25 protein-coding genes and 1 pseudogene are annotated in these 21,606 nt (G+C 33.0%); 5 read left to right on the forward strand and 21 right to left on the reverse strand.

Annotated features, from left to right (window positions below; translation table 11 throughout):
• Positions 1-415: 415 nt before the first annotated feature.
• From DET63_RS28380 to DET63_RS28455, 16 genes and pseudogenes are all read right to left on the reverse strand, one after another.
• Positions 416-952: a phosphatase gene (locus tag DET63_RS28380; RefSeq protein ID WP_113938514.1), complete on the reverse strand. Its 537-nt coding sequence runs from the start codon at positions 950-952 to the stop codon at positions 416-418.
• A gap of 76 nt (positions 953-1,028) precedes the next feature.
• Entirely contained in the window at positions 1,029-2,225 is a 1,197-nt protein-coding gene (locus tag DET63_RS28385) for a macrolide family glycosyltransferase (RefSeq protein WP_113938486.1), read from the reverse strand.
• Positions 2,226-2,317: 92 nt separating this feature from the next.
• Positions 2,318-2,995, reverse strand: a complete 678-nt coding sequence (locus DET63_RS28390; RefSeq protein ID WP_033734055.1) for a formylglycine-generating enzyme family protein — start codon at positions 2,993-2,995, stop codon at positions 2,318-2,320.
• 32 nt (positions 2,996-3,027) lie between these two features.
• Positions 3,028-3,546: a DNA topology modulation protein gene (locus DET63_RS28395; RefSeq protein ID WP_113938487.1), complete on the reverse strand. Its 519-nt coding sequence runs from the start codon at positions 3,544-3,546 to the stop codon at positions 3,028-3,030.
• A complete protein-coding gene (locus DET63_RS28400) occupies positions 3,543-4,472 on the reverse strand; it encodes a phosphotransferase enzyme family protein (protein WP_113938488.1) in 930 nt (309 codons plus the stop codon). Before DET63_RS28400 ends, DET63_RS28395 begins: the two co-directional genes overlap by 4 nt.
• A gap of 26 nt (positions 4,473-4,498) precedes the next feature.
• Positions 4,499-4,885, reverse strand: coding sequence for a ribosomal maturation YjgA family protein (locus tag DET63_RS28405; protein WP_113938489.1), 387 nt, complete (start codon positions 4,883-4,885; stop codon positions 4,499-4,501).
• Positions 4,886-4,966: 81 nt separating this feature from the next.
• Positions 4,967-5,684, reverse strand: a pseudogene (locus DET63_RS28410) (class I SAM-dependent methyltransferase).
• 21 nt (positions 5,685-5,705) lie between these two features.
• Positions 5,706-6,059 (reverse strand): MmcQ/YjbR family DNA-binding protein, encoded by a 354-nt coding sequence (locus tag DET63_RS28415; protein ID WP_002085101.1) that lies wholly within the window; start codon positions 6,057-6,059, stop codon positions 5,706-5,708.
• Between the two features lie 14 nt (positions 6,060-6,073).
• Positions 6,074-6,478: a GNAT family N-acetyltransferase gene (locus DET63_RS28420; RefSeq protein WP_113938490.1), complete on the reverse strand. Its 405-nt coding sequence runs from the start codon at positions 6,476-6,478 to the stop codon at positions 6,074-6,076.
• Positions 6,479-6,511: 33 nt separating this feature from the next.
• Complete coding sequence (locus DET63_RS28425; RefSeq protein ID WP_113938491.1) at positions 6,512-6,928, reverse strand: GNAT family N-acetyltransferase; 417 nt, start codon at positions 6,926-6,928, stop codon at positions 6,512-6,514.
• A gap of 34 nt (positions 6,929-6,962) precedes the next feature.
• Positions 6,963-7,334, reverse strand: coding sequence for a hypothetical protein (locus DET63_RS28430; protein ID WP_113938492.1), 372 nt, complete (start codon positions 7,332-7,334; stop codon positions 6,963-6,965).
• The gene (locus DET63_RS28435; protein WP_113938493.1) at positions 7,331-8,107 is read right to left on the reverse strand and encodes a serine hydrolase; all 777 of its coding nucleotides are present in this window, start codon (positions 8,105-8,107) and stop codon (positions 7,331-7,333) included. Before DET63_RS28435 ends, DET63_RS28430 begins: the two co-directional genes overlap by 4 nt.
• Positions 8,108-8,271: 164 nt before the next feature.
• Entirely contained in the window at positions 8,272-8,784 is a 513-nt protein-coding gene (locus DET63_RS28440; protein WP_113938494.1) for a GNAT family N-acetyltransferase, read from the reverse strand.
• A gap of 78 nt (positions 8,785-8,862) precedes the next feature.
• On the reverse strand, positions 8,863-9,864 hold the full coding sequence (locus DET63_RS28445; protein WP_113938495.1) for an HAAS signaling domain-containing protein: 1,002 nt from the start codon (positions 9,862-9,864) through the stop codon (positions 8,863-8,865).
• Positions 9,851-10,198: a PadR family transcriptional regulator gene (locus DET63_RS28450; RefSeq protein WP_002065784.1), complete on the reverse strand. Its 348-nt coding sequence runs from the start codon at positions 10,196-10,198 to the stop codon at positions 9,851-9,853. Before DET63_RS28450 ends, DET63_RS28445 begins: the two co-directional genes overlap by 14 nt.
• A gap of 183 nt (positions 10,199-10,381) precedes the next feature.
• Positions 10,382-10,714 carry a DUF952 domain-containing protein gene (locus DET63_RS28455; RefSeq protein ID WP_113938496.1) on the reverse strand — a complete coding sequence of 111 codons (333 nt, stop codon included), beginning with the start codon at positions 10,712-10,714 and terminating at the stop codon, positions 10,382-10,384.
• Positions 10,715-10,796: 82 nt separating this feature from the next.
• Here DET63_RS28455 and DET63_RS28460 point away from each other — a divergent pair, with 82 nt between their 5' ends.
• The gene (locus DET63_RS28460) at positions 10,797-11,213 is read left to right on the forward strand and encodes a hypothetical protein (RefSeq protein WP_113938497.1); all 417 of its coding nucleotides are present in this window, start codon (positions 10,797-10,799) and stop codon (positions 11,211-11,213) included.
• Positions 11,214-11,297: 84 nt separating this feature from the next.
• A complete protein-coding gene (locus tag DET63_RS28465) occupies positions 11,298-12,026 on the forward strand; it encodes a hypothetical protein (RefSeq protein WP_113938498.1) in 729 nt (242 codons plus the stop codon).
• 64 nt (positions 12,027-12,090) lie between these two features.
• On the opposite strand, the gene DET63_RS28470 is transcribed toward DET63_RS28465, so the two are convergent.
• From DET63_RS28470 to recQ, 5 genes are all read right to left on the reverse strand, one after another.
• A complete protein-coding gene (locus DET63_RS28470) occupies positions 12,091-14,166 on the reverse strand; it encodes a HelD family protein (RefSeq protein ID WP_113938499.1) in 2,076 nt (691 codons plus the stop codon).
• A gap of 117 nt (positions 14,167-14,283) precedes the next feature.
• Positions 14,284-15,027, reverse strand: coding sequence for a class I SAM-dependent methyltransferase (locus DET63_RS28475; protein ID WP_113938500.1), 744 nt, complete (start codon positions 15,025-15,027; stop codon positions 14,284-14,286).
• A 226-nt stretch (positions 15,028-15,253) separates the two neighbouring features.
• A complete protein-coding gene (locus DET63_RS28480) occupies positions 15,254-15,928 on the reverse strand; it encodes a hypothetical protein (protein ID WP_113938501.1) in 675 nt (224 codons plus the stop codon).
• A 327-nt stretch (positions 15,929-16,255) separates the two neighbouring features.
• Positions 16,256-16,639, reverse strand: coding sequence for a gamma-glutamylcyclotransferase family protein (locus DET63_RS28485; RefSeq protein ID WP_113938502.1), 384 nt, complete (start codon positions 16,637-16,639; stop codon positions 16,256-16,258).
• Between the two features lie 25 nt (positions 16,640-16,664).
• Positions 16,665-18,782 (reverse strand): DNA helicase RecQ, encoded by a 2,118-nt coding sequence (recQ, locus tag DET63_RS28490; protein WP_113938503.1) that lies wholly within the window; start codon positions 18,780-18,782, stop codon positions 16,665-16,667.
• Positions 18,783-19,874: 1,092 nt separating this feature from the next.
• Here recQ and DET63_RS28495 point away from each other — a divergent pair.
• The 3 genes from DET63_RS28495 to DET63_RS28505 all read left to right on the forward strand — a co-directional run bounded on the left by DET63_RS28495 (position 19,875) and on the right by DET63_RS28505 (position 21,574).
• Positions 19,875-20,498, forward strand: coding sequence for an acetylglutamate kinase (locus DET63_RS28495; protein ID WP_113938504.1), 624 nt, complete (start codon positions 19,875-19,877; stop codon positions 20,496-20,498).
• Between the two features lie 129 nt (positions 20,499-20,627).
• Positions 20,628-20,984, forward strand: a complete 357-nt coding sequence (locus DET63_RS28500; protein ID WP_000606233.1) for a hypothetical protein — start codon at positions 20,628-20,630, stop codon at positions 20,982-20,984.
• Between the two features lie 137 nt (positions 20,985-21,121).
• Positions 21,122-21,574 (forward strand): hypothetical protein, encoded by a 453-nt coding sequence (locus tag DET63_RS28505; protein ID WP_113938505.1) that lies wholly within the window; start codon positions 21,122-21,124, stop codon positions 21,572-21,574.
• Positions 21,575-21,606 lie beyond the last annotated feature (32 nt).

Consider the following 21,606-nt stretch of genomic DNA (forward strand, 5'->3'; position numbering starts at 1 on the left):
ATGTAAAAGAATAACAAGAGTCAATCTTATTTCGTGTATGCGTAAATATGCATACACCGTCGTAAAGAAACATTTCATTTCTTGTGAAATATTTCACTTATGGAATATATCATGACATAGAAATCACCTAAATGTGTGCAGAAGTTGTGCAGAAACAGTGAAATTACTACTAACACGTAAAACTACATCCTAAATTTATAAAGAAAAAGTGAGCAATAGAAATTGTAGTACTTGTAATGAAAATTTTTAGGTATATATATGGATGAATTGCACCAAGTCGTCTTGAAACCCTTCATCGTTAACTTAAAACGCATGGCAATGTGAGATCACATTATTTTAAAACAACGTGCCATCTCCATTTTCCATATATCTTTCTATCAATACTTTGAAATTACTTATCACTTGTAAACATTTCCTAATCCGTCAATATAGTTTCATAAAACTTATCATATTCTTCACTGTATTGAAGTTTTAACTTTTCTATTAAACTTGTATCTGGTGAAACAATGTCAATAACGTCTGTACTTATATACAATAAATAAGTATCGTTATAAAAAGAAATATACGCTTGCTGACCACCATTAACGACATACTCGCAATACTTATATATTTCATCTTCATGTACACCTTTAATCGTAGTAAATATGATTGTACTTTCAAGATCATCAACGTCTACTTTCGTTTCTGCCCAATTCTTAATCTTCATGAACCTTCCAATTTTTGTTTTCTCATTTATTCTCTTACTTTTACCATATGTTATGTAACCGGAAATAAATGAAACATCAATTGCATCAGGACTTTTAAAAAGTTCAGTCAAAATCCCTCTTAATCCTCTCAAATTACCCTCAAATAATTCTATATCGAATCTAATTCTATTTTTCGCCTCCACTTGAAAAAATGGTGTAGCTGTCATATCAGCAAAATTTACATCTAGTATTTTCATTCTTTCCATTTCATCAATTCCTCGCTTCATATAACATAAAAGTGTCTATATCATTTAATATAGACACCCTTTCACATGTATAGTTTTAATAACAGCCTGTAAATTTAAAAATTTCATCAACTGCTTGCTTATACCCACCTGATTTTCGGAGAGACTCCTTCAAATTCAAAGTAGCTTCTTTACATGACGGATTATTTAATACTATTTCTACACTTTCACTTAGTTGATCCGCAGTTAATCCTTGCATTTGCAATTTAACTCCTGCCCCGAGACTCTCCACTTGCTTTGCGATTACTGGCTGATCTGCACTTTGCGGAATTACAACGAGTGGAACACCGTTATATATCCCTTCATGCGTACTGTTCATACCGCCGTGTGTAATAAATAGTTTCGTATATTTGAGAAGTTCAGTTTGTGGTACATAGTTTTTCACAATGAAGTTTTTAGGGATATTACCTACATCACTTATTTCCATTTTGTTGCCAATAGACATAACAATTGTATGCTTACTATTCTCGAACGCCTTCATACAAAGTTTATAAAAATCAAGCGCTTCATTAAAAACAGTACCTAATGAAATGTAAATCAGGCTTTTTTCTTCAATTGAAGTGTAATCAAAACCTTCATTTTTCACTTGTGTAGAGATAGATGGACCCACAAATTTGAATGTTTCATTAAATGTATCCCCAAAAGGTTGGAACTCCTTAATTGTATACACAATAGTAAGTGAAGCTGGATTACAGAAAACTTCATACGGTGAGTTTATATCAACACCATATTTTTCTGTAATTCCATTAGTTAAGTTTTCAAAATCATTATGTATTCTATCCTGAAATTCCAGTGGGATATTTTTAGAAAGATGGTCTAACATTTGTTTAAATGATTTTTCATCTTGTGCAAAAGATGTGCATGAATTTATGGCTGGAAGATTAAGAATTTGGGCAATTAAGCGTCCACAGCCAAACATCGAATCATGAATAATATAATCAAAATGTTCTCCTTCAATTTGTTCTAGAACACTAGGTATTACAATATCAGCTGTATGTAGAAGGCCGTTTATTCTTTCCTGTAAATAATTTCGACCACCGGAAAGAAATGCTTTTATAAATTTTTCATCATCAATCGTTCGTACAGTAGCACCTGTCTTCTCAATACGCTCCCTGAAAGCCTCTATTGAAAAATAAACTACCTCTTCACCGCGAGAAATCAGTTCTTCTACAACATGTAATGTTGGATTTATATGTCCTTCTGATCCAGCGTTAATGAATAAAACACGTGCCATTCAAAACACTCCTTAAATTTTTAAATTTCTATGTTGTAAAGAATATGGATACTTTCCATACTCTTTACGGAGTTATATGTATCATTTTCCTGCTAAATTGACCTAGCAAGCCTAAAACCGAGATCATCTATATGAAATGTAGGATGACTACGACGGCGACAAGTGGCACCGCAACCTCTAGCTGCTTCAGCCCAACTACCACCACGAAAAATGCGGTATGACCCGTACACTGTTTCATCATACAAATCATAGCACCATTCCCAAACGTTCCCTAACATATCATAAAGTCCCCATGCATTCGGCTCTTTTTTACCGACGTCATGAATTTGCCCACTTGAATTTTCATTATACCACGCTATTTTCTGAAGTTCCCCATACGTATATCCCGTCGTACCTGCTTTACATGCATATTGCCACTCTGCCTCAGACGGTAATCGATAGCCATTTGAATGCAAGTTACAACTAACCTTTTTCCCATCATCTTGTATAGAATAATACTCTGTAAACCCTGCTATTTTAGACAGTAAATTGCAAAAAGCAATTGCATCATGCCATGAAATATTTACAACAGGTTTATTACCATTTTCATTACCATTTAGTGCACGATTCGTAATTGCGTAATATAATTCCGCTGTTACAACATACTTTGCAAGAAGAAATGGTTTTATTTGAACTTGCCATTCTTTTTTTATTCGATCATCTCTTAATTCTACTTTTCCTGTTGGAATTTTCACCATATTAGAGTCAACCGGGCCAATGAATCTATTCAATCCTATCCCCCCATGTTACTTCTTTTTATAATCTAACTATTTATGGTATCGTGCTTCTCTAAAAATAGTCTTACTTCATTTGAAGATTTTAAAATAATAATATCTTTATCCTTACTCAATTGATTTAGCCTCTTTAAAATTGAAGCTCGTTTCGTTTTAGGATATTCCCATATCCATTTGAAAAATTGCAAGTCAAATCTTTCTTCACATCCAGCCCCCATATCCGGTCTTGTTTTATTCCGATATTGCACAATTCTTTTAAAAGCACGATAAACACAAATTGTTCTATGAATATCAAGAAAGATAATTGTATCAGCTGCGTTAATTCTTATGTCCATTGTCCCGCCATAATTCCCATCAATAATCCACTTTTCCCCTTTAACTAATTCATTTTGAACCGTTCTTTGCTCCTCTTTCGGTACACCCTCCCAATTTGGTTTCCAAAATAGTGCATCAAGATGATGCACCTTAATATTTAATTTATTCCCTAACTGTTTTGCTAATGTAGATTTTCCTGAACCACCAGAACCTATTAATATAATTTTTTTCATATGAGTACGCTTCTTTCTATAGATTCTTCAATATCTTCCTTATTAGCAAAAATCCATAAAAACATCTCTTCATTTAACTTTAGTAAATCTTTTAACTGAACAAAATAAGTAATAAATATAATTTGAATTGAAAGCATTACATACCAAATTGATTGTAGTTCTGCTCTCGTTAAAATGTTTTGCTTATAATATCCTTTTAAAATTTCACTTACAATTTGTAACCATTTCCCTCTTAATGTTTCATCACTAAATATCTCACTTAAAATACTTGTACAGCAATAGCATAAATCGAATACTCTAACGTTTTCTTCTAGAAGCTCAAAATCGATAAACCCTTGAAAATCACTTTCTCTAAAGATTACATTTGATAAGTGCATATCGCGATGAATAATTTGTTTCGGTAATGAGTGAATCGTTTCCTTAAAAGTTGTATGTATTTGATCCATTTTTTGAATTACATCCTGATGAACATGCTCATGCTTTACTAAATTCGGTAAAGCCCATTCGTATACCACTTTATATAACTCTCTTTTTATTAACTCGTCAGCACTATTCACTGAATTTAGTTCGTGATGTAAATTAGCCATTTCCTCTCCAATTGTGCTTCCTAGCACTTTTAGCTTTTCTGTATCTTTGATTTCTAGTACACTTCCGGCAACATATTCGTACAAACAATAATTCTTCTCTTTATACAATACGGACCTTTCATCATTTCTCGTTTTTACTAATTTTTGTACTTTAACTCCTTTTTCATCAAGCTGTTCTAATACATTTAGTTCAACTAGAAACTGTTTTATCGATCCCTTTCCCTTTAAAATATACGCTTTATTATTACAATGAATCTTCGTTACGTTTGGTTGAATTTCAGTAGCTGTGACACCTTTATCTTGAAACCAAAACTTTGCAATTTCTAATATATCCTTCATGTACAAATCCCCCTTTTTAAAGTCACTTATTTCTTCCCTAGCACAAACTCACCAAGCATTCCTACTCCAACACCAATTGTGTAAGCCACTAAATCACTCCATAAAAATCCGTAACCTAATACGAGTCCACCTAAAGTCGTTGCTCGAATGCTATCTATCCATTCCGCATGGTACAATTGACTAATTTCAATCCCGTAGCAAAATATCAAACTAATAAAAGCTAATTTCTTCGTTTCTATTTTAGAAAACAAAAATCCGGATCCAGTGAAAATCATTAATGCCCATAAAGCATCACCTAAGTAATCATTTAATAAATCAGGTAACGCAAAAGCAAACTTTCTTGAACTAAGACCTAAAATAATAACAACTATAGTAAACATTGCATATAGTAATCTATTTCGTTTCGTATTCATTTCAAAATCTCCTAATATATAATGTGAAACTGCAAATAGCTAGTAAAATATAATCATTTTACTAGCTATTTATATACGGTTTCACTTTCTATTCTTCGCTTTTATAATAAGGAAATGCGGGTTAGTGTTTAAATAATAATATGATTTTCCATCTACTTCCTTCATCTTTTCAATCGGTTTCGGCTCGACTAACTCTTCTAATACAAAATTACTCGTTGTTTCATTAATAATATCTTGAAGTGACCTTCTAAAGAAACTTACTTCAATTGTAATATTGGGTTTCCGCCAAGTATCTACTAACAATTGCGTTTTAAAATAATCTTCACACGGAAATTTTGTAAAATCCATAAATGGGTGATGAACGGAATACACAAATAAACCACCTGGTTTAAGGACGCGATGAAATTCTTGAAATACAGCACTCCAATTTTGCAAGTAATGAAGAGTAAGCGAACTTACAATCATATCAAAAGCATTATCTTCAAACGGTAATGTTTCTTGAAGGTCATGACAAAGAAACGTTGCTTTATCACCTGTACTTTCCTTTGCTCTTTGCTGCTTTTACCATTTCAGAACTTACGTCAATTGCTGTAACGTTAGCTCCTCTACCTACGAATTGAGAAGTATACCATCCAGCTGCACATCCAGCATCTAGTATTCTCTTCCCTTCTAGTTTCTTTGGAATAATCTCCATCATCGCTGGTCTTTCATAATAACTGTTATATGGATTTGCCAAATCTAGATTTTCTTTATATGTACTCGCTAATTTATCATACGTATCTTTGACTGAGTCTTTCATTACATCCACCCCTAATACATATTAATCCATTAACTCTTTCTGCTTTTTCTTTGAAAATGATTGTAGTACTAAATCATACGACCAATCAATCATTTTATTAATTTGCTCTTGTTCTACATCCTTATGTATATACACTGTATTCCAATGTTTTTTATTCATATGATATCCAGGAATAATTGTTTCGGGATAATCTTCTCTTATTCGCAAGGCAAGTTCTGGATCACATTTTAATGTAATCGCAGCTTTTTCACCTTCTTCATGGTTTACTATCGCAAATATTTTATTATTTAATCTCATACATGTTGCACTCCAGCCATCCGGAGAATCTTCTGTCGCTTTTCTTTTCGATAAACAATACTCTCTCGTTGCATTCATTCTTTTGGCACCTCTTATTCTTCCACTATTTGATTACGATGCATTACAATTTGCTTCGTCGCTTTAAATTGCTGTTCACCATAAAACTTTATGAGTTTCTCTCCGCAAAATAGACTAACAATATCAATATGAGATATCTCTTCCAGTAATATTGTAAGCATATTCTCTCCAATGCCTTTATTTCTTACACTTTCATGTACGACAACATCTTCTATGTACGCTCGAAAAACACCATCTGAAACGACTCTAGCAAATCCAATTAATTCGTTTTCTTCCCATACTCCAATTGTCATACTATTTTTTAACATTTTTTGAATATCGACTTCTTTTCTTTCTGGCCACCAGCCTACAGAATCGTAAAGCTGCTTTATTTTCTCTGCACAGATTGGTTGTTCATGTTGTAATTTATACGTGTACATTTTTTCTCCCCTCAACCAGTATACATAATATTATTATAATCTCTTTTCTAAAAAGTGTTGACTATGCCCTTTCGGATGATCTTCAACGACACCATATTCTCGGTATCCGTGCTTTTTATAAAATTCTGGTGCTTGGAAACTAAATGAATCTAGTAATATGAGTCTACATCCTTTTTCCTTCGCAATGTCTTCAATTTTATGTAACAATTGACTGCCATAGCCGTCATGACGAACTGATTCATCAACCCATAAAAAGTCGATATGAAGATGATAAAAATACATCGTTCCTGTTACCCCGCCAAAGATTTTTCCTTCCTCATCTTTCACTACGAGGTTTACTTGTTCCATTTGCTGTTTTACTTCATCTGACAGCACGGACATGTTATATTGAATTAATTTATTTTTAATGTATTCTCCTTCAGTGCGAGTACCATTCTCTATGCGTTTCATATATTTTTCATCCTCCCCAGTTCGTAAACTACTTTTAATTTTTGTTTCTTCTCTTTAAAATACTAATGAATACAAATCCACCATATGTAACAAAGCATGAGAAACCAATTATCCCTGGTACAGAGACATAGCCTATTCTTACATAACTAATAACTGCAAAACTAACAATTAATAATAAAATAGATGGCCAAAATATAAAAGCTGTTTTTCTTCGTCTCTGTTTCGATGTACTTTCTTTCTCTTCAGAAAGACGTGTGCCAAAAAGCAATACAATACAGATAAGAATCGCTGCAAAATAAATTGTATCTAATGACAAAGTGTGATCGTATAGTACAATTCCAACTTCAAGAGCAATAATCGTAATGATTAAAATAATGATTGTTGAAGTCTTTAAGTTTCGTTTCAATCACTCACCCCTAATATACTTTTACTGTATTCTTTGTACACGTACCTCAAAGCTTCTATAACGGTTTCATCAACTTGTTTATTATCAAATCGATTAGGTAAATCTCTTCCCCCAATTACATAAAGAAACGGAAATTTATGAAACATTCCTATTATACCAATATTTATTATAGCGGTGGATAAACCACCTGTCATATGTGCTAGATGATAATAAGGTATACCTTCATACTCTCCTTGTTGTCTTACCATTCCACTTATAATTGGTTCCCATAATTCTGGTGCGGATTTATATCCTTGGAAAATATGTAATAAAAGCGAAAGAACTTGTTGTAATTCCCCAATATTTTTCTCATCTTTAGGGTTTTCCTGTATATGAATCTTGGAAAAGTTCATTGAAACATATTCTCTGACAGTATCCCATCCTCCGCAGTGCATAACAATTGACTGAGCAATATAGCTGTCGTGACATGCTATCATTACTTCAACCGCTTTACTAAGTGTTAATGTAGCTCTGTCTTGTAAGTGAGGATATAACTGCGCACTATCCTCATTTGGATTATACTTAATGTCATGAAGTGTATCACTCCAACTAATTAGTTTATCCTTTACCATCTTTGCTACTGTAAATCCAATTGCCACTTTTGCTGCTGATGCTAAAGGAACGTATAGCTCATTGTTATGGGTAGCAACTATATTTCCATTCTTTGTTGAATAAACAAGTATTCCAACTTGACCAATTTGTATTTCTTTTATTTTTCCAATGACAGCCTGCATATTCATCCCTCTTTTTATGTCGTTTTATCATCTTCTCAAAATTCGATATAGAATATAAGAATCCTTTTTTGCTAAATGATAATCATGAATACAATAAGAAAAAGATAGTATGAAATTTCTTCACACTACCTTTTAAAATTAATTATTACGCATAACGAATACATCTATTCTTCGATAGGATTTCCAGGTCCGTTAAGCTCCAATTGATAAAAAGCTAAATCTAGCCATCGATTGAACTTATAACCAGCCTTTTTTATTGTTCCCGAATAAACAAATCCGAAATTTTTATGCATTACAATGCTTTTTTCATTTTCCGCATCAATTCCAGCAATTAAGGTCATATATTCTCTTCCTTTTGCAATTGTGATTAATTCTTCCATTAAAGAGGACCCAATTCCATTTTTTCTATATTCCTTATCAACGTATATAGAGTGTTCAATTGAATATTTATAGGCAGGCCATGCTCTAAATGAACCAAATGTCGCAAATCCTACTACTTTATTATCTAGCTCGTAGACTAAAATTGGATAGCAATCAGCCTTTTTTTGTTCATACCAATCTATTCTATTTTCAAGGGTTACAGGTTTGTACGCATATACAGCTGTTGAATTAAGGATTGCATCATTATAAATATCTAAAATAAATGTTACATCTTCTTTCATTGCTTCCCTTATCATTGTTTTCTTCCTTTCATAATGATCTTTCTCTGTACCTTTCTTTCAACTGATCTACCTAATAATAATACAAACTTATTTTTACAACCGAATTCTAGATTTTCGAAAACCATCAATTACATTTAGTACCGCAGATAATATGGAGATAATTATCCCTCCACCAATTAACCACGTTTTAAATTCCTCTGGAGAAATTGTAAACACATTTGCCACATACGTAATGAATCCTTCGTTAAATAAATGAGGATTTACTACGATTACAATGAATACTATTGTTGCAGCTAACTGTAGGATTGCATTCCCAATTGCCAATCTTGTCGTCCATTGTCCCTGTACTAACTTATAAAGAGATATAGCTACTTCGAAAACGATCATAATTACAACGATTGGCCAATACTGAAGTAAAACATCTTGATTGAAAGTTGGTGCGACAAATTTTAGTCCATCTGCTGCACCATTATATACGCCAACGAGATGATTCGCATAAAAGTAAAGTGTAGCCCACACTGCTGTCCACATTAAACCTCCAAAAACTTCAAACTTCGAGATCGACTTTTTCTTTGGAACATACGAGATATTTTTCAAATCATCAGGAGTCCATTTTTTTAAACTTGTCGTCAACGGTTGGGTACCTTTGTCTTTATCTGTTCTTTCTAAAATAGCAAATACAAGTGTCAACCAGAAAAATACATGGAGGCCTACTTCGACAATTTCCCCAATGCCTTTACCTATTAATTTTAAAATAACATCTAATACTGCTTGATCACCACTATAGCCTATAAAATTTTCTGCAACCATTGCAATGAGTGCGATAACAGCTGCAATTGGTATAATCATTTTTAATAATGTCGTATATACATCAAAATAACGCGGTCCAATTAAATACATCGGTCTATCCAAATACCCATTAGCCAATGAAACTGGGCTCCCCAATTTTTCAAGGACACTCTTTACATCTTCTTCATTATAACCATCAGGTAACATATCCTCTATAGTTGACCGGAGTTCTAATGTAATATCTTCACGATTTTTTTCAGGTAATCTCTTCGCAACTTCTTGGATATAGATATCAATTAAATTCATTCTCGTCCTCCTCCTTTAATAAGTTATAAAGTTCTTTCGAATCCTTTATCCATTCCTTTTTCAATTGCAAAAATATATCTAATCCATATTCACTTAAAACATAATATTTACGAGGTCTACTCTCCGTTTTATCCCAACTACTCGTCACTAGCTCTTGTTTTTCTAATCGGCGAAGTAGTGGATATAAAGTACTTTGATCTATCATGATTCCTGATTGCTCCAATAACTGGACAAGCGAATATCCATATTGCGGTGTTCTTAATTGGCTTAAAACTGCTAATGTCAACGTCCCTCTTCTTAGCTCAGTAATTAATGAATTTAATAAAGTATCCATTTACCCACCTCATTTGCATTACTATATGTCATACAGTATATGTTTTATACTATGTATCGTACAGTATAGTTGTGACAAAAACAATCTATTTTTATAAAAATCAGAAAATAAGAACACAAACTATATAATTTGTGTTCTTATTTTCTTGCAGCTTACTAACAAACTTAAATACCATTAATACTTTTAACGATATACCTCTGGTAATATAAACTCTCCTTTTTCTTTAGAAAATGGGACAACTTCTACAATCGCCCCAACATTAATTACTCCATATACATACGGGTATTCTTGACCGTTTGAAGCAAGTTCATATTTTATTTCTGCTTTTACAAGAGATGGATCTATTGTAAGTAATAAAACATCTTTTTCATGATTGAAATGTTTTTGAGCAACTTTTAAAGCTTGGTCTAATAATGAACAATGAATAAATCCCTCTTCTTTAAGTGAAGCTTCATTAATCTCTCCAATGTTTTTCGCGATTCTCCAATTTCTTTTTGTTATTACTTTTGTAATCATAGTTACTCTCCTTTTTTAATATATGTAATGATATAATAATACTAAAATTTCCAACACATGATTAATAGATTGGAGACTTATAATGGATAAAAAATTAGAAGAGATCATTGTAAAATCATTTTTTACTAAGCGACTTCAAAATAGAATCATGTTCGAGCTATCTTCTACTAAGAAACGTAAAGATGCGATCGGTCGACTTTGCCATAATTACAGAACTACGTTACGTGAAGAATATATGATTGAAATTCCTAAACCTAATTCGTGTCCAATTGATATAGGTCGTCTGTTAAAAAAACATGGGGCCGATGATTCTTGCTACGCCATATCATGGGACACAAAAATTGATGGGAAAACCCTCCCTTTGCTAGACGCATTAGAGGCTGCTGTTGGAATGGGAATGCCTTCTATTCTATACTCAATTACAAATCAAGTTGCGTATTTTGAAGCAGAACAAGAAACACTTCCATCACCAAGATTTATACTTAAACGCACATATTAAAGCATATAACTCCAGTGAATTTTTTCTATATGCTTACGTTATTCAATTAAAATAGCATTTTATCGGGATGGAGATACATAACTAATGAGTAAAAATCACACTGCACTACAAGCCATTATTATACATATGAATACAAATGAGAACTGGCATGATTTTATTTCTTACTGTCAGCAGCTCGAAGCAGGACTACGAAACTTAGCTTTTAAGCATTTAGAAACATTTATTTCAAATGCAAAGAAATGGGAACTCAAAGAACAACAAGAGTTTGCTATTACGCTGTTTACTATTTTAGATACATCAAACGAAAAAAATGAAGTGTTAACTTTCCCACTAAATCGTTTTCTAATAGACATTCTATATCGATGGATAGAAAAGGATCCATCTGATTCAAGACCTTTTAGATGGATGGGACTTTATATGGGTTCCGGAAATACTGATGAGGATTTGGAACAACTTCTCCAAAAAATCATTGAATTAGGTGGCGACACAGAACAAGAGGCAATGATACATCTTGTTTCTTACTATATAAATAGCTTAGAGTTTGGTACGCATGAATTTCCATCAGGTTATTGCGGAGATTTAAACGAATGTATTGAAAAACTTCCCTATATGATTCAATTAATTGAGAGAATCCGGGATGAGAACATAAAAGAACAAATAATATGGCAAACACAAGAGCAACTAAACTTAATTCTAGATTGGTTAAAGAATACACAAAATCCGGTAGATGCTGTTCGTCTATGGGAAAAAGAGCAGATTCAGGAATTTGAGAATATGATATTTTATTATTTAAAAAACAGCTTAGATTTTTAATTCATATACCTTTTAACTATAAAAAGAGGATTTTCATGAACTACTAGAAAATCCTCTTTTTTATTTATTTTAATCCCTTAATTAAAGGTGATACTTCCCCGCTATAGAAAATCCATAAATCATGAAGCGACCTTGTACATCCGACATACAATAATTTCGCATCATGTTTTGTATTTTTGTAATGTTCTTCATCAACGTCGATTAGAAGTACGGCATCAAATTCTAACCCTTTCGCCAAGTATACTGGCACTACCGAAATACCACCTTCATACTTGCTTTGATCTGCTTCAATGACATTAACTGTCAACCCTACATTTGTTAATTTCTCATATATATCACGGCATTCATCATCTGTTCTACCAATTACCGCGATTGTTTTCACATCTTCATTTTGCAAATGCTGTAATGTCTTTAAAACTTCAGTAAATTGGTCCTCTGCCCGAATTACTTTCACGTCTTCACCGCTACGAAAAACTGGTGTTGCGAGTCCTACAGGAATTTCTGCATTTTTTATTATTTCATTCGCAAATTCAATAATTTCTTTTGTAGAACGATAGCTTCTCGTCAGTTCATAATAACCTGTTTCTTGGAATACTTCCTTAAAAGCATTCCAGTCTTCAATTCCTTGGTAATCATAAATTGCTTGAGATAAATCACCTAATATAGTGAAAGAATTACCTAGTGTAATTTCTTTTAATACATATACTTGGAATGGCGAGAAATCTTGCGCTTCATCAATAACGACGTGATGAAACTTCTGTCCAATTTCAATTCCTGTTATGCGATGTTGTATGTAAATTAAAGCTGGTAAGTCTTCTACATACACTTCTTTTTTACGACAATTCTTTTCTGTTTCTTGAACAAGTTCTTCAGGTAATACTTCGAGTATTTCTTTACTCTTTATCATTGAATTATATAGTGAAAGCGGGCTCATTTTCGGCCAAAAATTCATATATGTGTTCAATCTCTTTGTCGCTTCTTTTTTTAGTAATTTTTTCTCGTTTGTTTCTCCAAACTTTTTAAGCTCAATTTCAATCCAGCGCTTCATACGGCCGACTAAACGTTCTCTTCTTTTCTTTAATGGATAATGTTTATATTCAACCTGCATCCATTTTTTAACATCTTCCACTGGAATAACAGCTTTATCCCATGCCTCAAAATCTTTTGTTGGCACTAAATCTTTTTCAAATTGAATCATTCTTTCTTCAATAAACGACTTAAATTCCAGCGTGCCTTTCAATTTACCTAGCATAACCTTTTTTTCATCGCGATTAATTGAGAAAGCTTCTTTCAATTTTTCTTCTGTCTGCTTCAGTTTCACTGAACCCTCTAACAGACGCAATGCCCAATCTGGAAACGTTGTTTGACTAATATTTCCTACCCCTAACTCAGGAAGTACACTTGAAATATAGTCTAAAAACAAACTGTTTGGAGCGAATACGATCATTCTCTCCGCTTCAAGCTGTTCACGATATTCATAAATTAAAAAAGCAAGGCGATGTAAAGCGATCGTTGTTTTTCCGCTCCCTGCAACCCCTTGAATTAATAATGGTAAGTTTCTTTCCGCACGTATAATATCATTTTGCTCCGATTGTATAGTCGAAACGATATCTTTCAATTTGTTATCTTTATTCTCACCTAATCGATATAGAAGAAAATCATCAGCATGTGAGACATCTTCATTTCCTTTCACATATGTATCAACAACACGTTCTAGTTCTCTCTTTCGAATCGAAATGTTTCGTTTTAAATAAACATCGCCTTCTACTAATCCGTCTGGTGAATGATAAAATGCTAATTCTTCACCACCGGTAAATGAATAAAACATACTTGCGACAGGTGCACGCCAATCAATTACAATTGGTTTCATCGTATCTTTATCCGAAACACCTACTTTACCGATGTAAATCGGCATTACGTCTTCCTTGCCATCTTCCTGAAAGTCTAATCTTCCAAAATACGGCTCATGTACACCAATACGTAAGCTTTGTCTATTAGACTCCCTCATACTTTCAAGAATTTGCTCTTTAAAATCTTCTCCATAATAAACCGGGATTTTTTCAAGCTGTTCTAATTGATCATCCATCGTACTTAAAGTATCTTTCATTTTTTGTAACTCTTCGTCAAAAATGTTGTTCATTTGATGATTCCCTCCTGTCCGTTCCAATTTTTTCAGTCGAAATATAATTGTATTAAAAATCCATTCATAAAGTCAATAGTTTTAGTAAGAATTTTCTAAATTAAAAAAGAGTAGAGATTAATCCCTACTCTTCCTTACTTTAATTCGATATGCCAAACATTCATTTAATGTTGCCAATTCTTTATATTTTCGTTTTTCAAAATCATATGCTCCCCCAGGGAAGAATCCCATAATACTTAAACCAGCTTCAGCACATAGATTGCTAATCTCATCTACCGTATAACATCGTAAAGACTGTGTTACTACATCATTTGGATAATTAGGGTCCCACCAATGATCTAACATTCTTTCATTTATACTATCATATTCGTATTTTCGCATAGCTGTACTTAAGGACATTTCTTGTCCACTTACTTTTTTCCAATACAATGGTTGATAAATATCAATAAGTGCACATCCTTCATCCTTCATCCAATCTTTAATCCGTTTTAATAGAATCAATTGCTCATCATCTGTTCCTACACCAAATCCGTCTAAATAACTAACAACATCAAACTTTTCTTCAAAGTTAATTTTATAAAAATCAGCGCAATGAATATCTATATTATTAGTAGAATGTTCTTTTGCAAACATAACTAACTCTGGTACAAATTCAACCGTAGTCATTTTCACTTGTAACCTAGACATCGCCCTTGCAAATCTACCATTTCCTGCTCCTAGTTCTAACATCGCTTGAAATGGATGACCAACTTGTTCTTGAACTTCTTTAGCAACCTGCTCTAGCCAGCTTTCTGTATTGATATCGTAATTCGACAATTCAAATTGTTTTTTGTAAAATTCCTTCACATTTAATTCGTTCATTATTATTCTCCTCCTGCAATAGATTTTTCTACTACAGGTGAGAAACTAAATTTCTGATACCCATAATAATTCCCCTTTCACTTAACACTACAAGTCCAAATATAGTAAAACATTTCCTCTGCACTACATCTAACATAATATCGAAATAGACAGAACATTACAACTTAACTCCATATAATTTCTCTACTGAATGATACCAGTTATACAGTATGTTAAATAACTAAACTTACATGCTCGAAAATGGAGCGTGTTTCCTTATTAAAAGATTAGGTAATTTCTCTTTAATATGTATTATTACTCTGCGCAAAAATGTAACCTCCTGCAACCGCTCGTTGTATTCTTCTAATTGCACTAAATGCTCATAATTACTTTGAAATATTTCGCTTTTTAACATACCATTCAAATCCATAACTAAGAAAAGTGTTAACGTAGTTAAAAATTGTCTCCCACCTTCCAAAGATCTTTGTCGTAAAAACATAAGAATTTGGTTTTTCGTTTGAAGGCAAATATATTTTTTTTGAACGGTTATACCTAATACACGCTTTTCGATTATCTTTATTTGCTTTTTATGTTGTATACACTCTAGTATTGAATTATATAGTTTGTGGGTTAATTGTTGTTTACTGCAAATCATCATTAACCATATTTTTATACCATGCTTATCTCCTAAATGCTCTGTTGCATCTAAAGTTTGTTGCAAATAAGAAATATTTGATGACTTTCCAGTTCTCCTTACATTAAATTCATGATCTATGTGAATATAATTTTGAAGATAAAGTTCTAACAATATATTTATTGTTATGAACATTTCTATATTCGATTGATAAGGAGCTTTTATCGTTTCTGTTTCATCATCTACAGATAATAAAAGAAACAACTCAGGTATTGTTAAACTTTCCATTTGTTATCACCTTCCTTTAATTCGAAACTTTAATTTAAATATATTCACTGTTTAGTTCGCAAGTCCTCTTTACCTATTAATATAGTAACTAATAAAAGCGGATGATAAAAAGTAACCTTAACACTAAAAAACAAATAAAACCCGAATTATGACCGTTTTACAAGCGGCCACTATCCAGGTTTTATATTACTCATAACTATAAATAAGTTTTTATACCGCATTAACGAGCCGTAAGACTCCCACCCCAAACTTCAGCTAAGCAAAGAAGTTTGGTGGGAGATCAACTGTCCGTAAAGGCACGATTGGCTCAATGATTAAAGCTTCACTTTATTTCTCTCTTTGATACTCCAGCCAATCACCAGAAATGATAACTTTCTTTAACATTTCACTACCTTGAGCAATATACACAAATGCACGTATTTCTCTATCACCTAAATAAATCGTTTGGGTGATTCGGTCATATAAATCACTCTCTGCATTACCTGTGTATTCTTCAAGTTCATCTAACTTTTGCAGAACATCATCATTTACTTCATAAACTTCTCCGTATACCTTTTCCCCATTTGAACAAATCATCGCAGGATACCCTTCGTATGTATCAAATAATTTACCATACGTCCATGCTTCGTCTGCGATGCATATTGCACCTTGCATAAAATGAGCATTCGTTTGCTCTTTTCTTAACGTGCCATACACGAAAACGTGATGCATAAATCCCTATCCCCTTTATATGTCTCTACTTTCTAATTTGTAAATAAGTACGAATCATAAAGTAACTCACTTCGTTTGGAAGTTGGTCCTTAATCGATTTCAGACCACCCTCTGCATTTTGCACGGCAGTTTCAATCAGTGATTCATATTCTGCAGGAACAAAACTGTTCCAGTCTACTTCCATTCCATCTTCAAAGCAGCGAATTAAATGATTTTCAATTGTTTGTCTTGATAAGCTACGTTCTTTCGCAATTTCATCTAGATCAATGCCTTGTTTATACATTTCATACGTTTCTAAATGAGAATTCGCTGACGCTTTTCCTGATTTTTTACTCTCTGAAACAACTTCAGTCTTAATTGTTTCCGCATAGTTTGGGTTATCCTCAATAAAGTGCTGAACTGCTTGTAAGAAGTGAGACCCGTACTTCACGAGTTTGTGTTCTCCGATTCCTTTTACAGTTAGGAGTTCGGAGTCACTTTGTGGCATTTTCGCACACATATCTTTTAACGTTTGGTCAGAGAAAATAACGAACGGCGGTACACCTTCTCCTTGTGCAATTTCTTTACGCACTTCACGAAGCACTTCAAATAAAGGATGGTCTTGAACAATTTGTCTCGTTTCTACTCGTTCTTTGCGTAAAACATTCTCTTTACCAAGTAATACTTCTTTTCCTTTTTCCGTTACTTTTAATGTTGGATACGTACCATGTTCAACTGCAATTAACTCATCTGAAATTAAAAACTCAATAAACTCACTGACTTCTTTTACACTACGGTTTGATAAAAGACCGTACGTTGGCAAAGTATGAAAATTAAATTCAATGACTTTCTTATTTTTAGATCCAGTTAATACTTGTGCAATCATTTGCTTTCCGAATCGTTGGTTCGTCCTAATCATACAAGATAGTACCATTTGGGATTCTCTCGTCACATCGATACTTTCACGGTCGTCCGTACAATTACCGCAGCGACCACAATCTTCCTTCGGCTCTTCTCCGAAGTATTGCAAAATAAATGATTGTAAACATTGTTCTGTATGACAGTAATCGATCATATTTTGGAGTTTTTCAAGCTCATTTGAAAAACGTGATTCTCCAGTTGATTGATCGATTAAAAAGCGTTGTACTTGCACATCTTGAGAAGAATATAACAAAATACATTCACTATCTAATCCATCACGACCAGCACGTCCTGCTTCTTGATAGTAACTTTCCATATTTTTTGGAAGTTGATAATGGATAACGTAACGTATATTCGATTTATCTATACCCATTCCAAATGCAGATGTTGCCACCATAACACTTATTTCATCTCGTAAAAAGAGTTCTTGCTGTTCATTTCGATCGTGGTCGCTCATACCAGCATGATATTTCGATACAGAAACTCCTGCTTTCCCTAAATCTTCATATAACTGATCGACAACTTTTCTTGTAGCTGCATATATAATCCCAGATTCCTTCTGATTTTGACGAATATAATCCGCTAAATAAGCATTACGATCCTGTCCTTTAATGACAGAGAATGATAAGTTTTCGCGCTCAAACGTTGTCATAATCGTGTTTTCTTGATTAATTCCAAGTGTGTTGCAAATATCTTCACGAACTTGTGGTGTTGCCGTCGCTGTTAACGCTAATACGAGCGGCTTTTCTGGAAGATAATCTAATATGCGATGTATATGTAAATAACTAGGACGGAAATCATGTCCCCACTGCGAAATACAGTGCGCCTCATCAATTGCAATCATCGGGATTTTCATATCGATAAGTTGATCAACAAATTCCATTGAATCAAGACGCTCAGGCGCCACATAAAGTAACTTATAATGGCCTTGTTTCGCTAATTGAATTCGTTGATTTGCTTCTGTAATAGAAATGGAACTATTAATATAAGTAGCTGAAATACCGTTTTGTACTAATGTATCTACTTGGTCTTTCATAAGTGAAATCAAAGGTGAAATAACTAATGTCGTTCCTTCGAATACTAATGCGGGAATTTGATAACAAATTGACTTACCACCACCCGTAGGCATAATACAGACTGTATCTTTCCCATCTAATACATTTTTAATTGTTTCATCTTGTCCTCTTCGGAATGAAGAATAACCGAAATAAGACGCTAAAAGTTCTTGTGCTTTTGTAAACAAAAAAGAGTCACCTGCTTTTCTTTATCTTTCATCTATTCCCATTATATCATCAAACTGATTCTCGCCACTTTGAATTTTATAAGTATTTGAGTTCTATTTGCTTTCTACGTTTTCCAACATAAAAAAACAAATCTAGTACACAAGAAGAAAGAATTTCAAAATAAATATTCATTTAATTTACCTTCCTAGAATACTACTAATCGTATACATATGAATTTGAGGAGGTTAAATTATGAAGAGTCGTTACAATAATTCCAACAAACCTAAAGCGTCAAATAAACAACTCCAATTCTCTAATAATGATGCGTGGAAATATGAATCATTTTATAAGTATCAGCCCTTATTTTCTTATAGCAAGCTTATGAATTTCCTTTCTCAACTTTTTAAACGTTAATACATGTGCCAAATATATATCATTCAAACAAATTTTCTCAACATATAACTTATAGACTTACTACAATACAGTTGTTACCATATATAATAATCTGTTAGATAAACCCCTTATGTTGACCTGCTTAAATTAGCAGGTCTTTTTTTATACTTGCATATCGCAATATATCGTATCCTGGTTGAAAAGTCTTTTCTCCATTTTAGAACCCTATTCCGCTCTCCACAAATGATTATAATTCCAAAAAGCAAAATATAAATCCGCTACATTCATACAAGCAATTCATTTTTTCTCAATACACAAAGTGAATTTCATTTGTTACTATAAAAGTACTCTAGATGAGTTTTTGCTCATCAACATTATCTAGTTAAAGGGGTCTGCCACGGGAAGCAGACCCCTTTAACTTTATTAAAAAGTACCCTTCTTATTTGGACACATTTACCAGGTTTTTTTGAAAGAATTTTATGTTAATATTACGTAGTCGAGTCCGACATCTCGACAATACCCTTTAGAGGTCCTGTAATTTCCCTTGCAGGACCTCTATTATTTTAAAATTCTTTTGATTTATATATATCATAAGTATATTTTTCATTCCCCTTCAACTTTCTCCTTTTCCAACTCTCAAAAAAACTCTTGGACACGTAACTTAAAAATAACGTTTATCATATTGTGAGATATACATGTTCAAAGGAGTGTAACTATTTATGTATACTTATTGGCAATCGTATTACTCCCCTTATCATATCACTAATGGAAACTTCGATTCATTTGTAAGAAATTACCCAGTTAGTAAAAACGAAAACTTTCTAAAAGGATATATGCGTTCTTTATGGGAACAACACGTTGCTTGGACACGATTAGCCATTATAGGCATCATCTTTAACTTGCCCGACGTAAACGTTACCGTTGGACGTCTTCTACAAAATGCAACACACATGGGGCTATCACTTGAACCATTCTACGGAGAAAATGCAGTAAAAAAATATAGTGCATTAATTAAAGACCACTTAACAATCGCTGCTGATCTTGTTAAAGCCGCAAAAGCTAGTGATCAAAACGCAGCGGCCGCTATAGAAAAGAAATGGTACGCTAATGGAGACGAAATTGTTGAGTTTCTAACTAGTATCAATCCATATATAGAAAAAGAAGAATTTAGAAAAATGTTTTATGAGCATTTAGCGTTAACGAAAGCGGAAGCACTTGCCTTCCTAAATAAAGATTATGATGCCAGTGTAAAACTATACGATAAAATTGAAAAAGAAGCATTAGAAATGGCCGACATGATAACAGACGCAATCGTAAAACAATTTCCGCAAGTATTTCAATAAAAATAAGCCGATTTGAAAAAACAAATCGGCTTATTTAGCTTTCTATCAATGATATTTCACTACTCCTCTTTACATTTAACGTATATCGATATATTTTATTAATATCCGTTTTTTATAGGAGGAAATAGTTTGATTAACGCAATTGGTCTCGTATTTATTCTCACAAATAAGCACGAGAAAAAGAAGAAAGTTTATCTGAATGAAAAATTCGCATTAATAGACATTATTGATTCTAAAGAAGTATTTGATGATGAAGGTAACTCATTAGTAGAACTAACATGTAAATACAGCATATACTTAGACGAAAAATACTACTGTAAATCTCTCGATGATTATACTGGACAAGTATTCCCCTTCTTAAGCGCAAAAATAGGAAAGGGACTTCTTAGAAACTTAAATTATTACTTTTCTTACGTTGATGCCTATGATAAAAAACCACCTGTTAAAGAAATAAGACCGCTTATGAAACAAGTAACTAACAGATAGCGGACAGTATTCAAAAAGAAAGCACCTAACTTCAGATGCTTTCTTTTTTTGAATCAGTAACTCTCTAACTTTCATCTCCTTCTAAATATATATACCCACGCATACTTTAAAATAAAAACATTGGAGGATTAGGCTGAATGAAATATTCAGAATCAATCGTAAGTAAACGGCTTCGAAAACTTAAAACAACTGGTATGTTTTTTATACTATTTTTAATCGCATGGATTGGATATACAAAATTCCTTTATGGAAATGGTTTTCTTCTAGAAAAGAAAAATTCAGTTGAAGTAATGAATACTAGCGTTACTGGAGAAATAGAAAAGAATTTCGATGTAAACTTACAAGGCTTTCGTAAAACGAACCTTGATACACTTATAGATGCTAGTAAAACCGATCCTAGCGAACTATCCTTAATTGAGCTCATCAATAAATCTTGTTCACAAGATTGCACAAGTGAACCTTCAACTTACGTTAAATCAAACCACGGATACATCTTTTATACAGAATCTAATGGTACGAATGTAGCTTTAAAAATAATAAAACAAGATTCATGGGGAATTGAAAAGAAATCCGTTCAAAAAGGAATTTAAAAGGTTCATACAAAAAAGAGTACTTTACTTCA

Source organism: Bacillus sp. DB-2 (assembly GCF_003315125.1).
In the GTDB taxonomy this organism is placed as follows: domain Bacteria; phylum Bacillota; class Bacilli; order Bacillales; family Bacillaceae_G; genus Bacillus_A; species Bacillus_A mycoides.

Excerpts from the sequence above, each read along its gene's own strand:
- DET63_RS28380 (WP_113938514.1), bottom strand. The coding sequence starts at position 952 with ATGGAAAGAATGAAAATACTAGATGTAAATTTTGCTGATATGACAGCT.
- DET63_RS28385 (WP_113938486.1), bottom strand. The coding sequence starts at position 2,225 with ATGGCACGTGTTTTATTCATTAACGCTGGATCAGAAGGACATATAAAT.
- DET63_RS28395 (WP_113938487.1), bottom strand. The coding sequence starts at position 3,546 with ATGAAAAAAATTATATTAATAGGTTCTGGTGGTTCAGGAAAATCTACA.
- DET63_RS28400 (WP_113938488.1), bottom strand. The coding sequence starts at position 4,472 with ATGAAGGATATATTAGAAATTGCAAAGTTTTGGTTTCAAGATAAAGGT.
- DET63_RS28405 (WP_113938489.1), bottom strand. The coding sequence starts at position 4,885 with ATGAATACGAAACGAAATAGATTACTATATGCAATGTTTACTATAGTT.
- DET63_RS28415 (WP_002085101.1), bottom strand. The coding sequence starts at position 6,059 with ATGAATGCAACGAGAGAGTATTGTTTATCGAAAAGAAAAGCGACAGAA.
- DET63_RS28420 (WP_113938490.1), bottom strand. The coding sequence starts at position 6,478 with ATGTACACGTATAAATTACAACATGAACAACCAATCTGTGCAGAGAAA.
- DET63_RS28425 (WP_113938491.1), bottom strand. The coding sequence starts at position 6,928 with ATGAAACGCATAGAGAATGGTACTCGCACTGAAGGAGAATACATTAAA.
- DET63_RS28435 (WP_113938493.1), bottom strand. The coding sequence starts at position 8,107 with ATGCAGGCTGTCATTGGAAAAATAAAAGAAATACAAATTGGTCAAGTT.
- DET63_RS28440 (WP_113938494.1), bottom strand. The coding sequence starts at position 8,784 with ATGATAAGGGAAGCAATGAAAGAAGATGTAACATTTATTTTAGATATT.
- DET63_RS28445 (WP_113938495.1), bottom strand. The coding sequence starts at position 9,864 with ATGAATTTAATTGATATCTATATCCAAGAAGTTGCGAAGAGATTACCT.
- DET63_RS28450 (WP_002065784.1), bottom strand. The coding sequence starts at position 10,198 with ATGGATACTTTATTAAATTCATTAATTACTGAGCTAAGAAGAGGGACG.
- DET63_RS28455 (WP_113938496.1), bottom strand. The coding sequence starts at position 10,714 with ATGATTACAAAAGTAATAACAAAAAGAAATTGGAGAATCGCGAAAAAC.
- DET63_RS28460 (WP_113938497.1), top strand. The coding sequence starts at position 10,797 with ATGGATAAAAAATTAGAAGAGATCATTGTAAAATCATTTTTTACTAAG.
- DET63_RS28465 (WP_113938498.1), top strand. The coding sequence starts at position 11,298 with ATGAGTAAAAATCACACTGCACTACAAGCCATTATTATACATATGAAT.
- DET63_RS28470 (WP_113938499.1), bottom strand. The coding sequence starts at position 14,166 with ATGAACAACATTTTTGACGAAGAGTTACAAAAAATGAAAGATACTTTA.
- DET63_RS28475 (WP_113938500.1), bottom strand. The coding sequence starts at position 15,027 with ATGAACGAATTAAATGTGAAGGAATTTTACAAAAAACAATTTGAATTG.
- DET63_RS28480 (WP_113938501.1), bottom strand. The coding sequence starts at position 15,928 with ATGGAAAGTTTAACAATACCTGAGTTGTTTCTTTTATTATCTGTAGAT.
- DET63_RS28485 (WP_113938502.1), bottom strand. The coding sequence starts at position 16,639 with ATGCATCACGTTTTCGTGTATGGCACGTTAAGAAAAGAGCAAACGAAT.
- DET63_RS28495 (WP_113938504.1), top strand. The coding sequence starts at position 19,875 with ATGTATACTTATTGGCAATCGTATTACTCCCCTTATCATATCACTAAT.
- DET63_RS28505 (WP_113938505.1), top strand. The coding sequence starts at position 21,122 with ATGAAATATTCAGAATCAATCGTAAGTAAACGGCTTCGAAAACTTAAA.